Annotated in this window: 11 protein-coding genes; 2 read left to right on the forward strand and 9 right to left on the reverse strand. The window is 64.8% G+C overall.

Annotated features, from left to right (window positions below; translation table 11 throughout):
* Nucleotides 1-6: 6 nt before the first annotated feature.
* The 9 genes from D2N39_RS19635 to iolD all read right to left on the reverse strand — a co-directional run bounded on the left by D2N39_RS19635 (nt 7) and on the right by iolD (nt 10,252).
* The gene (locus D2N39_RS19635; RefSeq protein ID WP_119136483.1) at nt 7-786 is read right to left on the reverse strand and encodes an ATP-binding cassette domain-containing protein; all 780 of its coding nucleotides are present in this window, start codon (nt 784-786) and stop codon (nt 7-9) included.
* Nucleotides 786-1,907, reverse strand: a complete 1,122-nt coding sequence (locus D2N39_RS19640; protein WP_119136484.1) for an ABC transporter permease — start codon at nt 1,905-1,907, stop codon at nt 786-788. Before D2N39_RS19640 ends, D2N39_RS19635 begins: the two co-directional genes overlap by 1 nt.
* Nucleotides 1,908-1,988: 81 nt before the next feature.
* Nucleotides 1,989-2,933 (reverse strand): sugar ABC transporter substrate-binding protein, encoded by a 945-nt coding sequence (locus tag D2N39_RS19645; RefSeq protein WP_119136485.1) that lies wholly within the window; start codon nt 2,931-2,933, stop codon nt 1,989-1,991.
* Nucleotides 2,934-2,999: 66 nt separating this feature from the next.
* Nucleotides 3,000-4,109 (reverse strand): phytanoyl-CoA dioxygenase family protein, encoded by a 1,110-nt coding sequence (locus tag D2N39_RS19650; RefSeq protein WP_119136486.1) that lies wholly within the window; start codon nt 4,107-4,109, stop codon nt 3,000-3,002.
* Between the two features lie 347 nt (nt 4,110-4,456).
* Entirely contained in the window at nt 4,457-5,590 is a 1,134-nt protein-coding gene (locus D2N39_RS19655) for a Gfo/Idh/MocA family protein (RefSeq protein ID WP_119136487.1), read from the reverse strand.
* A 17-nt stretch (nt 5,591-5,607) separates the two neighbouring features.
* Nucleotides 5,608-6,672, reverse strand: coding sequence for a sugar phosphate isomerase/epimerase family protein (locus D2N39_RS19660; protein ID WP_119136488.1), 1,065 nt, complete (start codon nt 6,670-6,672; stop codon nt 5,608-5,610).
* A gap of 1 nt (nt 6,673) precedes the next feature.
* On the reverse strand, nt 6,674-7,486 hold the full coding sequence (locus D2N39_RS19665; RefSeq protein WP_119136489.1) for an SDR family oxidoreductase: 813 nt from the start codon (nt 7,484-7,486) through the stop codon (nt 6,674-6,676).
* The gene (gene iolE, locus D2N39_RS19670) at nt 7,483-8,376 is read right to left on the reverse strand and encodes a myo-inosose-2 dehydratase (RefSeq protein ID WP_119136510.1); all 894 of its coding nucleotides are present in this window, start codon (nt 8,374-8,376) and stop codon (nt 7,483-7,485) included. The genes D2N39_RS19665 and iolE overlap by 4 nt, the downstream gene beginning before the upstream one ends.
* Nucleotides 8,377-8,380: 4 nt before the next feature.
* On the reverse strand, nt 8,381-10,252 hold the full coding sequence (gene iolD / locus D2N39_RS19675; protein WP_119136490.1) for a 3D-(3,5/4)-trihydroxycyclohexane-1,2-dione acylhydrolase (decyclizing): 1,872 nt from the start codon (nt 10,250-10,252) through the stop codon (nt 8,381-8,383).
* Between the two features lie 106 nt (nt 10,253-10,358).
* On the opposite strand from iolD, the gene iolG reads away from it, so the two are divergent.
* The gene (gene iolG / locus D2N39_RS19680) at nt 10,359-11,366 is read left to right on the forward strand and encodes an inositol 2-dehydrogenase (protein WP_119136491.1); all 1,008 of its coding nucleotides are present in this window, start codon (nt 10,359-10,361) and stop codon (nt 11,364-11,366) included.
* Between the two features lie 2 nt (nt 11,367-11,368).
* Entirely contained in the window at nt 11,369-12,799 is a 1,431-nt protein-coding gene (locus tag D2N39_RS19685) for an NAD-dependent succinate-semialdehyde dehydrogenase (RefSeq protein ID WP_119136492.1), read from the forward strand.
* Nucleotides 12,800-12,802 lie beyond the last annotated feature (3 nt).

Consider the following 12,802-nt stretch of genomic DNA (forward strand, 5'->3'; position numbering starts at 1 on the left):
CGCCCCTCAGATCGTGCCGCCGAGCGAGCCTTCCAGATCCGCCAGTTCCTGCCCGCCGGCCATCATGTCCTGCAAGCCCGGCGCATCCACCTCGCCACGCAGCGCGGTCCCCAGCGTCTGCCCCCGGTTCAGCACGGTGAACCGGTCGCCGACCGCCATGGCATGCCGCACGTTATGGGTGATGAACACCACACCGATCCCCTGCTTGCGCACCCGGTCAATGGTGCCCAGCACATTCGCCGTCTGCCGCACACCCAGGGCCGAGGTCGGCTCGTCCAGGATCAGCACCTTGGCGCCGAAATAGACGGCGCGGGCAATGGCGACGGTCTGGCGCTCGCCACCCGACAGGGTGCCGACCGCCTGATCGGGGCCACGCAGGTTGATGCCCATTTTCCGCATCTCGGTCATGGTGATGGCGTCGGCCTTGGCCAGATCCAGCGTGCGCAGCGGCCAGATGCCCTTTTCCGGCTCGCGCCCCATCCAGAAATTGCGGCTGACACTCATCAGCGGGATCATCGCCAGATCCTGATAGACAGTGGCAATCCCCGCCGTCATGGCGTCACGCGGGCTTTCAAAGATGACGGGCTTGCCCTCCACCCGCATCTCGCCCTCGCTGGGGCGGAACACGCCCGACATGGTCTTGATGAAAGTCGATTTTCCGGCACCGTTATCGCCCAGCAGGCAATGGCATTCCCCGGCGCGCACATCGAAGGACACCCCGTTCAGCGCGATGACATGGCCGAAGTGCTTCTTGATGTTGCGCATGTCTACGATGGGCGTGGTCATCAGCGTTCCCCCGTGATGATGCGGCGGATGTAGGTGTTCATGATGACCGCGATCAGCAGGATCATCCCGAGGAACACCCGGAAAAGCGAGCTTTCGGCATTGGCGAAGAACAGCCCTTGTTGCACCACGCCGAAGATCACGGCCCCCAGCGCCGCCCCGATGACCGAGCCATAACCGCCGGTCAGCAGCGCGCCGCCGATCACCACGCAGATGATCGCCTCGAACTCCTTCAGCAGGCCCCGGTCGGCCGCGGCCGAGCCGAACTCCATCACCTGACACATCGAAAAGACGCAGGCACAGAAGGCCGAGAACATGAACATCAGGATCTTCACGCGGTTCACCGGCACACCGACATAGCGCGCGGCCTGCGCGTCGCCGCCGCTGGCGAAGACCCAGTTGCCGAATTTGGTGCGGGTCAGCAACCAGTGGCCGAAGATCACCAGCACGATGGCCCAGACCACCAGCATGGGGATGCCGTCCACTACCGGCTGCCCGGCCCGGTTGCCCCGCGTGAAGGTGGCGATCCAGCCCGCATCGCCCATCCATTGAAACAGGCCCGTCAGGATCTTGCCGCCGAAAACCGGCCCCAGCCAGTCGCCCTCCGCCCGGTCCGACACACCGCTGATGATGGTCTGCCGGGTAAAATAGACCGATCCCCAGATCGTCAGCCCGCGCAGGATGTATAGCGAGGCCAGCGTCACGATGAACGAGGGCAGCCCGGTGCGGATCACCAGCCAGCCGTTCACCGCGCCTATGGCCATGCAGAAGGCGAAGGTGGCCAGAATGGCCAGCCACAGCGGCCAGCCCAGTTGCACCGAAAGGATGGCCATGAGAACGCCGGAAAAGCCGATCATCGAGCCGGTCGACAGGTCGAACTCGCCCGAAATCATCAGAAGGCAGGCCCCGACCGCGATGACCATGAATTGCGCCGAAACCACTGTCCAGTTCATCACCCCTTCGGCGGCGAACATGCCGCTGTCCCCGGCGATCAGCCCGAACAGGATGAACACAAGGATCGTGCCGCAGATCCCGCCCAGTTCCGGGCGGATCAGCATGCGGCGCAGCGGAGAGACATCTTTTATGCGTTCGTCACCGGCGGCGCCGGATGTGGTGTCGGTCATTCTTGGCCTCATTGCCGTCAGAGGAAAGGCGTGCGGGTGGGGAGCATTCACCCGCACGCGGTCGCCACGGGGGCGGGTCGCTTAGCGGAACTCGCCCGCCAGCGATTCAACCAGTTCGATATTGTCCTTGGTCACGAAACCCGGACCCGTGAAGATCGAATTGGCCGGGGCCACACCATAGCGCACATAGTTGGTCAGCACCTGAATCGGGACCGAGCCTTGCAGGAAGGGCTGCTGGTCAATGGCGAAATTGATGGTGCCATCCTTGATCCCGCCCGAGATTTCCGAAGACAGGTCGAAGGTGCCGAAATAGATCTCGCCATCCAGCCCCATATCCTTGACCGCACGGATCGAAGGCTCGGCCGAATTGGGGCCAAGCGTCAGGATCGCGCCGGTATCGGGGTTGGCGGTCAGATAAGCTTTGACCTTGTTCTGCACTTCCGACGGGTCGATGCCGGAATCGATCATCTGGTTGCCCAGATCGACGCCAAGCGCATCGGCAAAGCCGCGGCAGCGTTCAACCGAGGCCGGGTTGGTGATATAGTGGTTCACGCACAGGAACGAGGATACACCCGCCTCTTTCGCCCGTTTGCCCGCACCCAGACCCGCCTCGTATTCCGGCTGGCCAACATGCATCAGCGCGCCAAGCTTCTGGCTTTCCTCGACGGTGCCCGAGTTCACGGTGACCACCGGGATGCCCTTGGCCACCGCATCCTTGATCGGGCCCTCCAGCACGTTGTAATCGGCGATGGTGACGATGATCCCGTCCACGCCAGCGGCCGAAGCCTGCTGCACGATCCGCGCCATATCGGCCAGATCGCCGGTCGGCGGATTGCGGTATTCGGTTTCCACGCCCATCTGCTCGTTCGTGACCTTGATCGCGTTCTTGATCACGTTGAACCAGCTGTCGCTGTCGGGGCCATGGCTGATCCAGACGAATTTCTCGCCCTCGGCATGGGCTGCCCCGGCCAGTGCCGTGGTCGCAAGCAAGGCCGCTGCGGCCACGGTGTGCAACATTTTCTTCATAGGTTTCTCCTCCCTTTTGGTCGTTCGTTCGCGTCGCGGCGCCGGATGTGCCGGCAAGACCGCCGCTCAGGCCCGGCGTTTACGGGCCTGATCTTCCAGCGCGGTTTCCAGCCGCGCCTGATCCCATCCTTCCGCCACCGCGCGCGCCAGCAGATCCTGCTGGGTTTCCGGGGCCAGCCCGCCGATCGGCGGGTCGGTGTCCAGATTGGTCGGGAAGGGATAGCCGTCCGCGGTCGCCGCAATGACGGCACGGCGCCCTTCGGGCGAAAGCGCGGCCAGATGCGGATAGACCGCGCGCACCATCGCGGTGCGGTCAAGGTTTTCCATATGCCGCGCAAAGGCCGAGGCGGTCTGGATCAGGTTGACCATCCGCACCACATCGGCCGTCCGGTTCTCGCCCGCCGCATGGAACAGCGCCGGGCTGAAGAAGATCGCATCGCCCTTTTCCAGCGGCAACTGAACGTGATGCGCCTCGAAATAATCGCGGAACTCGGGGCGGGTCGCGGCGATATAGCCATGCAGGTAGCGTTGCGAATGCGGCAGAAGCTTGGTCGTGCCGCTTTCCACCGGCATGTCGCAATGCGCCACCCCGCCTTGCAGGATCAGCGTCGGCCCCGTCGCATGGATATGGTCGGGGTAAAGCGCCATCTGGTCGGGCGACATGAAGCCCAGATGATAGTCGCGGTGCGGCGCCTGCGCCTTGCCACCGGGACGCACCTGATTGACCTGGGTCGCAAGCTGGTAGCCGGGCCCAAGCCAGGCGCGGCAGGCAATGTCGATCACCGGATTGGCCATGTAGCGCGCATAAACCGCCGGATCATGCAGACACAGCTTTTGCAGGCTGTTCCAGATCCGGTCATTCGCGCCCGCCTTGGCGAAATGGTCGCCCGCCGCGATCCCTTCTGCCCGCTCCTGCGCGATGATGGCGCGGAACGCTTCGGTGGCGCTGTCGATGGCGCCCATGTCGGCGAAGGCCCGCTTGATGACAAAGACCCCCGGCCCCTGCCCGATGACCCCCGCCCATTCCGGCGCAATCGCCTCGGTCACACTGGCCCCGTCATAGATCGGGATGTTTTTCTGGATGGCCATGGCCGAAGGGCACATTGCCATTGTCGTCTCGGTCTCTGCATCGCTGCGAAAGGCGGCAAGGCTGATACCGGATACGAAATCTTTCATGCTGTCTCCTCCCGGATCGCGGGCGCAATCCTGCGACGCGGGATTCCCCGGCCTCCTCCGCCGCGAAACCCGTGATGTCAGTTGAAAAATTGCAAGCTTACCAGTGCTGCAATGAGTATTGCGAACGCGTTGCAGGAGTCAACAGCTATTTCGGTCCGGTCACGAATTGCACCGCGTGGTCTGTCATAGTGTGATCCGCGCAGGCCCTGCCGCGCCGGAGCCAACGGCGGCCTTCGTCAGACGCCCCCCGGCCATACCACCGCGATCTCGGAAGAAAGACTGCCGAAGGCCGCAAAATGGCCTTCGGAATGCCCCGCAGCTTCATGTCGGGGGCAACGCCGGATGCGCTACACCGCGACCGGCCGCAGCCAGGGCTGATCCGTGGCACCGGCGCTGTCCACCACCGCCTCGACAAAGGCCACGCCCTTCAGCCCGTCCCATGCCGTCGGCAGGTTGCGCCCGATGGCATCAGGTTCGCGCCCCTCGGCCCGCGCCCGGATCGCCTCGGCAAAGCCCGCGTAAAGATTGGCGAAAGCCTCCAGATACCCTTCGGGATGGCCCGGCGGGGTGCGGGTGCGGGCTTGCGCATCCTCCGACAGACCCGCCGCGCCGCGTTTGATCACCTGCACCCGGCCCTCCAGCGGTGTGAGGATCAACTCGTTCGGCTGTTCCTGATACCACTGCACCGAGCCCGTCTCGCCAAAGACCCGCAGCCGCACGCCGTTGGAATTTCCAATGGCCACCTGAGATGACCAGAGCAAGCCCCGCGCGCCGCCCTGATAGCGCAGCATCACATGCGCATTATCATCCAGCGCCCGGCCGCCCACGAAGGTCGCCAGATCGGCGGTCAGGCTGTCCAGCGTCAACCCGCTGACAAACCCCGCCAGATGATAGGCATGGGTGCCGATATCGCCGATGGACCCGCCGCGCCCGTTCTTCACCGGATCGGTGCGCCATACCGCCTGCGCATTGCCCTGCTGTTCGATGGCCGTCGCCATCCATTCCAGCGGATATTCCACCTGCACCGTGCGCACCGCGCCGATTTCGCCCGCCGCGACCCGCACGCGCGCCTCGTGCACCATCGGGTAACCCGAATAGGTATAGGTCACCCCGACAAAGCGCCCGCTGTCGCGCGCCAGTTGTTCCAGCGCCACCGCATCTGCCAGTGTGGCGGTCAGCGGCTTTTCACAGATCACGTCGAAGCCCGCCTCGATCAGCGCCTTCGCAATCGGGTAATGGGTGAAATTCGGCGTGCAGATCGCCACCGCCTCAACCCGGTCGGGCCGCGCGGCCTCTGCCGCGATCATCTCCTGCCATGTCCCGTAGCTGCGCGCGGGGTCAAGCCCCTGCGAAAGCGCGAAGGTGCGGCCGCGCTCCGGGTCCACATCGAAGGCGCCCGCCACAAGCTGCCACTGGCCATCCAGCCGCGCCGCGAGCCGGTGGATATGGCCGATATAGGCGCCCTGCCCGCCGCCCACCATGCCAAGCCGCAAGGGTCTCATGCCTCATCCTCCAGCCCGAGCATCGCCCGGTTGGCGCGGCGATCCGCACCGGATTTCACGAAATCGTCGAAGGCGCGATCCGACACGCCGATGATGTGATCCGCGATGAACCGCGCGCCTTCGCGGGCGCCGTCCTCGGGGTTCTTGACGAAACATTCCCATTCCAGCACCGCCCAGCCGTCATAGCCATGCGTTGTCAGCTTGGTGAAGATCGCGCCGAAATCCACCTGCCCGTCGCCGGGGCTGCGGAAGCGACCCGCGCGTTTCGCCCAAGGCATATAGCCGCCATAGGCGCCGGATTTGCCATCGGGGCGGAACTCGGCATCCTTCACATGGAAGGCGCGGATGCGGTCGTGGTAATGGTCAATGAAGGCCAGATAATCCAGCGCCTGAAGCACGAAATGGCTGGGATCATACATCAGATTGGCGCGGGGGTGGCCTTTCACCTTCTCAAGGAAATACTCCCATGAATGGCCGTCGTGCAGATCCTCGCAAGGGTGGATCTCATAGCAGACATCCACGCCATGCGCGTCGAAATCGTCAAGGATCGGGGTCCAACGTTTCGCCAGCTCGTCAAACCCCTCCTCCACCAGCCCCTCGGGCCATTGCGGATAAGGGTAAAGATAGGGCCACAGCAGCGCACCCGAAAAGGTCACATGCCGGTCAATGCCCAGCCGGGCCGAGGCACGCGCGGCAAAGCGCAACTGCTCCTCCGCCCAGGCCCGTCGCGCCTTCGGATTGCCGCGCACCGGCGCGGGCGCGAAACTGTCCATGACCGCATCATGCGCCGGATGCACCGCCACCAGTTGCCCGGTGATATGCGAGGCAAATTCGGTGATCTGCAAACCATGGTCGGCCAGCATCCCGCGCAACTCATCGCAATAGGTGTCGCTTTCGGCAGCCAGCTTCATGTCGATCAATCGGGTGTCCCATGTCGGGATCTGCACCCCCTTGAACCCCTTGCCCGCCGCCCATGCGGCCAAACCCGGCAGGCTGTCATAGGGCGCCTGATCCGCCGCGAACTGGGCCAGAAACACCCCCGGCCCCTTGATGGTGCGCATCTCAGCCCTCCAGCTTTGCCGCAGGCACCGGCGCCTCGTCAAAGCCACCATAGACCGACTGGTCGAAGGGGATGACCGCGCCGGTCATCATGCCGCAGTCATCCGAGGCCATCCACAGCACTGCCCGCGCCACCTCGGCCGGGTCGAGGATACGGCCAAAGGGCTTTTCTGCGGCCTTGCGGTCGATGAAGGTCGGGTCGCCCGTCTCCGACAGCACCAGCTTGCGCTCGTGGTCCGAGTTCATCCAGCCGATGTCGAGCTGATTGACATGGATCCGGTTGCGCATCAGCGCGAAACCCGCGTGCCGGGTCAGCGTGGCCAGCGCCCCTTTCGAGGTGGCATAGGGCGCAAGGAACGGCTGCCCCGCCAGACCGGAAACCGATCCGATATTGACGATGCGCCCCTCGATCCCCTCGCGGATCATCACCTTCGCCGCGTCCTGAATCAGAAAGAACGGCGCGCGGGTGTTGACGGCCATCATGCGGTCAAACAACTCGGGGCTGGTGTTCAGCATATTGCCCCGGTCGGTCAGCCCGGCGGCATTGACCAGAATATCCACCCTGCCAAAGCGCGCATCCGCTGCCGCAACGATACCGCGCACATCGTCCATGTTGCCCAGATCGGCGGCCAGCATCTCGACCGGAACGCCGGTCGCGGCGGTGATGTCTTCCGCCACCGCGCGGCCCTTCTCGACCCCGCGCCCGACGATCACGATGCCGCCCGCCCCGGCCGCCGCAAAGACCCGCGCGATGGCCGCGCCCAGCCCCTGCGTGCCGCCCGTGACAATGGCGATCTTGCCGTCGATGCGGTTCATGGCATGACCTCGTAACCCGCCGCCGCCATGACGCGCAGCAGCTCCGCATGCCCTTTCTTCGCCATCTCCAGCGGGGGAGAGACCTTCGGGTCTTGCTCTGCCTCCACCACGAACCAGCCCTCATAGCCTTTCGCCGCCAGCGCCTTCACGATGGCCTCGAAATCCAGACTGCCATCCCCCGGCACGGTAAAGGCACCCTTCACCACCGCATCGAGGAAGCTTTCGCGCGTGCGGTCCAGCGCGTCGATCACCGGGCGACGGATATCCTTTGTATGAACGTGCGTGATGCGCGCATGGTGGTTTTCGATCACCCGCATCACATCGCCCCCGGCAAAGGCCATATGCCCCGCATCGAACAACAGCGGCACCGAGGAATGCTGCATCAGCAGATCCAGTTCCGCCTCGGTCTCGATCACCGCCGCCATGTGGTGATGGTAGGAAACCGGCATCCCCTGCCCCGCGCACCAATCGGCAAAATCGCTCATCTTGCGGCCATAGGCGGCAATCTCTGCCTCGGTCAGCTTCGGCTTCGTCGCCAGCGGCGCCGATTTCACCCCCTGAATGCTGCGCGCGGTTTCGCCATAGACGATGCAGGGCGCCCCCGCTGCCTTGAAGAAGGCAAGTTGCTGCGCGATCCGTTCCTTTTCCACCTCGATATCGCCATCCAGCAGCAGGCCGGAAAACCAGCCGCCACAGACCGAAATCCCGTATTTCGCCAGAACCGGCCCCAGCGCGCCCATGTCCATCGGGAAGCGGCGGCCCGTCTCCATCCCGGTATAGCCCGCGACCGAGGCCTGCCGCAGGCATTCCTCAAGGCTCACATCATCGCTCAATTCCGCCAGATCGTCGTTCCACCACGCGATCGGCGCAATGCCCAGTCTTGCCTTCATCCGTTCACACTCCAACGCGCTGGTTCGCGCGAATTGCATCCTGCGCCTTGCGCGCCGCGCGCACCTTCTCGAATGTCGAGATTTCCGGCACACCCACATCCCAGTCGGCATCGCCCGGCACCCAGGCATGGGCGTCCGACACAATGGAAATGACGGTCGGCCCGTCGTTCTGCAACGCCCATTTCACCGCCTCCTCCAGATCGGCGAGGCTGTCCACCTTGCGGGCCTTTGCACCCATCGCCTCGGCATGTCTGGCGAAATCGACATGCAGCGGCGCATCCCGGTTCTGCACCCGGCAATCCGTCAGCAGGTTGTTGAACCCCGGCACGCCCTTGAACTGTTGCAGCCGGTTGATGACCGCATAGCCGCCATTGTCGCAAACCACGACGACCATGCGATGCCCGGTCAGCGCAGCGGAATAGATATCTGAATTCATCATCATATAGGTGCCGTCGCCCAGCATCACGATGGGCGTGCCACCAGTCGCACCGGGGCCTTCCTGCGCCATGGCACAGCCCCAGCCCGCCGCGATCTCATAGCCCATGCAGGAAAAGCCGAACTCGCAATCGAAAGTATTGGGGCTTTTCACCCGCCAGCCCTTCGTCACCTCGCCCGGCGTGCCGCCTGCCGCCGCGATCAGCGTGTCATCCGGCCCGGCCACCTTGTTCAGCACCCCCACCACCTGCGCATAGGACGGCACGGCGGCATTGGTCGGGCGCTGGTGATCATCCACAAGCGCGTTCCATTCGGCAAACAGCCGTTGCGCGCGGGTCATCAGACCGGCCTCTGCCGCCCAATCGCCAAGCGCCGCATCCAGATCGGCCAGCGCCTCTTTCGCATCGCCCACCACCGACAGAGCCCGGTGCTTCACCGCATCGAACCGCGCCGCATTGACCGAGATGAACTTCGCATCCTGAGCAAAGGCCGTCCACGACCCGGTGGTGAAATCCTGAAGCCGCGTGCCGATGGCAAGGATCACATCGGCCTCTTTCGCCAGCGCATTGGCCGAGGTGGACCCCACGATCCCGATGGGCCCGGCATGGACCGGATGGTAATGCGTCAATGCCCCCTTGCCCGCGATGGTTTCCACCACCGGAATCCCGCGCCGCGCCGCGAAATCGGCCAGCTCTGCCTCGGCCAGCGAATAGCGCACTCCGCCGCCCGAGATGATCAGCGGTTTCTTCGCCCCCTTCAGCGCCGCCGCCGCCCCGGCCACGGCGTCACGGTCAGGCCGCGGACGCGGGATTTTCCAGACCTTCGGCTCAAAGAACACTTCCGGGTAATCGAAGGCCCTTTCCTGCGTGTCCTGCGCCAGCCCGATGAAGGCCGGGCCGCAATCGGCAGGGTCCAGCATGGTGGCAATCGCCTGCGGCAGCGAGGAGATGATCTGTTCCGGCAGCGTGATCCGGTCCCAGTAGCGCACAACCGGCTTGAAGGCATCGTTCACCGTCACCGTCGGGTCGCCGAAATGTTCCACCTGCTGCAACACCGGGTCGGGCAGCCGGTTGGCGAAAGTATCGCCCGCCAGCAACAGCACCGGCAGCCGGTTGGTCATCGCCACACCCGCCGCCGTCACCATATTGGCCGCCCCCGGCCCGATCGAGGTTGCCGCCACCATGATCTGCCGCCGCCGCTTGGCCTTGGCAAAGCCGATGGCCGCCAGCGCCATGCTTTGCTCGTTCTGGCCGCGCCAAGTCGGCAACTGGTCCTGCACCTGCTCCAGCGCCTCTGACAGGCAGGTCACATTGCCATGGCCGAAGATCCCGAACACCCCCGCGAAAAGCGGAACGCGGGTGCCGTCGATCTCGGTGAACTGGTTGCACAGATAGCGCACAAGAGCCTGAGCCATGGTCAGGCGCACGGTGGTCCGGGACATCTCGCCTCCTCCTGCGGATGGGTTTGGCAGGAGACTACGGAATGTCCATTGACATTACAATAGTTCTGCAATGAATATTGCACAACGCTTTCGGGAGGAGAACGAAATGCTCAGGATCGCCGTCCTCGGCTGTGGCCGCATCGGGCGCATGCACGCCGAAAACATCGCCCGCCATCCGCGCGCAGCGCTTGCCGGGGTTTATGACACATACAACCCCGCTGCCGTCGAAGTATCGGAAAAGCTTGGTGTTCCCCGCTTCGAATCGGCCGAAACCGTCTTCGCATCGACGGCGGTGGATGCCGTGCTGATCGCCACATCGACCGCCACCCATGTCGATTACATCGAACAGGCCGTTGCGGCAGGCAAGCCCATCCTTTGCGAAAAGCCCATAGACCTGTCGCTGGACCGGGTGAACGTCTGCGCTGCCCGTATCGCCGATACCCGCCTGCCCATCATGCTTGGCTTCGTGCGCCGCTTCGATGCCGGTCACGCCGCCGTGCGCCGCGCCATCGCCGATGGCACGCTGGGCGAGTTGCATCAGATCGTCATCACCTCGCGCGATCCGGGCATGGCACCCGATGCCTATATCGAGGTCTCGGGCGGCATCTTCCGCGACATGACAATCCATGATTTCGACATGGCCCGTTTCATGCTGGGCGAAGAAGTGACCGAAGTCACCGCCACTGGCGCCCGCCTCGTCGATCCGGCGCTGATGGAACGCTGCAACGATTACGACACCGTCACCGTCGTGCTGAAAACCGCCAGCGGCAAACAGGCGGTCATCGTGAACTCGCGCCGCGCCGTCTATGGCTATGACCAGCGGGTCGAGGCGTTTGGTTCAGGCGGCATGGCCATCTCTGAAAACCGCCGCATGAACAATATGCAGCTTTACGGGGCCGATTTCACGGCACAGGGCGCGGTGCTGCAAAATTTCTTCATCGACCGCTATGCCGAGGCTTTCGCGGCAGAGATTGACGCCTTCGTCGATGCGGTGGAAACCGGCACCCCGGTCGCGGTCGGGTTCGAGGATGGCCGTCTCGCCCTGCTTCTGGCCGAGGCCGCGATCCGTTCGGTCGCCGAGGGGCGCAGCGTGCGCACAAGCGAACTGGGCTGACCATGTATCGCCCGTTCGGCCTGTTCATCAATGGCGGCTGGCACCAGCCTGCCGCCACCGCGCCGGTGATCTCGCCCGTCACCGGGAAATCGCTGGGCGAGGCACCCGCCGCCACCCTGCCCGAAACACAGGCTGCGCTGGACGCCGCCGCCCGCGCCCTGCCCGCCCTGCGCGCCATGGGCGGCTTTGCCCGCGCCGAGGCATTGCATCGCGCGGCGGATGCGATGCTCGCCCGCGCCGAGGAAGGCGCGCGCATGATCGCCACCGAAACCGGCAAGCCCCTTGCGCAGGCCGGGCGGGAATGGGCGCTCGCCTGCGACCAGTTCCGCTGGTATGCCGAGGAAGCCCGCCGCATCTATGGCCGCATTGTCGAAAGCCGCGTGCCCGGCGGCCGGTTCGAGGTGACACAGGAACCCGTCGGCGTGGTTGGCGCCTTCACCGCCTGGAATTTCCCTGCCGCCCTGCCCGCCCGCAAGCTCGCCCCCGCGCTGGCGGCAGGCTGCCCGGTAGTGTTGCGCCCCTCGTCGCAGACGCCCGGCGTCGCCATGGTCATGGTGGATTGCCTGCGCGCGGCCGGTTTGCCCGATGGCGCGGTGAACCTCGTGGTCGGATCGACTGCCGCCACCTATGCCCCGATCATGGCCGATACCCGCGTCCGCAAGGTCAGCCTCACCGGATCGACCCGGGTGGGCCAGCAGATGATCCGCGACGCCGCCGCCACGGTCAAGAAAGTGTCCATGGAACTGGGTGGCAACGCCCCCGCAATCATCCACGACGATGCCGATCTGGACGCCGCGCTGGATCTTTGCGTGCCGACGAAATTCGCCAATTGCGGGCAGGTCTGCGTGACGCCCGACCGGTTCTTCGTGCATGACAGTCTGCATGATGCCTTCGTCGAAGGCTTCGTTGCCCGCGCCGCGAAGATCCGGCTGGGCGACGGGCTGGACCCGGAAACCGGCATGGGCCCGCTGATCAATGCGGCCCGCCTGACCGAGATCGACGCGGTGGTGCAAGAGGCCGTGGCGGCAGGGGCCACGCTGGCGCATGGCGGCAGGCGTGCTCCGGAATACAACACCGGCTTTTTCTACCAACCGACCGTGCTGACCGACGTGACCGACGACATGCGGGTCTTTGCCGAAGAAAACTTCGGCCCCGTCGCCGCCATCACCCGTTTCACGACCGAGGACGAGGCGCTGGCCCGCGCCAATGCCAGCGACATGGGCCTGTCGGCCTATGCCTTCACCCGGTCGCCCGACCGCGCGCGGCGCATGGTGGCGGGGCTGAAGGCGGGCATGGTGGGAATCAACAGCTTCGCCCTCGCCGCCTCCGAGGCGCCCTTCGGTGGCACCAACCATTCCGGCATGGGCCGCGAGGGCGGCAGCGAGGGGATCGGCGATTACCTCGATACCAAGCTGGCGCAGATCGTGTTCTAGGGA

Source organism: Gemmobacter lutimaris, assembly GCF_003570715.1.
In the GTDB taxonomy this organism is placed as follows: domain Bacteria; phylum Pseudomonadota; class Alphaproteobacteria; order Rhodobacterales; family Rhodobacteraceae; genus Gemmobacter; species Gemmobacter lutimaris.

Bases quoted from the DNA above. Each gene is read 5' to 3' on its own strand.
- D2N39_RS19635 (WP_119136483.1), bottom strand. From the start codon at position 786: ATGACCACGCCCATCGTAGACATGCGCAACATCAAGAAGCACTTCGGC.
- D2N39_RS19640 (WP_119136484.1), bottom strand. From the start codon at position 1,907: ATGACCGACACCACATCCGGCGCCGCCGGTGACGAACGCATAAAAGAT.
- D2N39_RS19645 (WP_119136485.1), bottom strand. From the start codon at position 2,933: ATGAAGAAAATGTTGCACACCGTGGCCGCAGCGGCCTTGCTTGCGACC.
- D2N39_RS19650 (WP_119136486.1), bottom strand. From the start codon at position 4,109: ATGAAAGATTTCGTATCCGGTATCAGCCTTGCCGCCTTTCGCAGCGAT.
- D2N39_RS19655 (WP_119136487.1), bottom strand. From the start codon at position 5,590: ATGGTGGGCGGCGGGCAGGGCGCCTATATCGGCCATATCCACCGGCTC.
- D2N39_RS19660 (WP_119136488.1), bottom strand. From the start codon at position 6,672: ATGCGCACCATCAAGGGGCCGGGGGTGTTTCTGGCCCAGTTCGCGGCG.
- D2N39_RS19665 (WP_119136489.1), bottom strand. From the start codon at position 7,486: ATGAACCGCATCGACGGCAAGATCGCCATTGTCACGGGCGGCACGCAG.
- iolE (WP_119136510.1), bottom strand. From the start codon at position 8,376: ATGAAGGCAAGACTGGGCATTGCGCCGATCGCGTGGTGGAACGACGAT.
- iolD (WP_119136490.1), bottom strand. From the start codon at position 10,252: ATGTCCCGGACCACCGTGCGCCTGACCATGGCTCAGGCTCTTGTGCGC.
- iolG (WP_119136491.1), top strand. From the start codon at position 10,359: ATGCTCAGGATCGCCGTCCTCGGCTGTGGCCGCATCGGGCGCATGCAC.
- D2N39_RS19685 (WP_119136492.1), top strand. From the start codon at position 11,369: ATGTATCGCCCGTTCGGCCTGTTCATCAATGGCGGCTGGCACCAGCCT.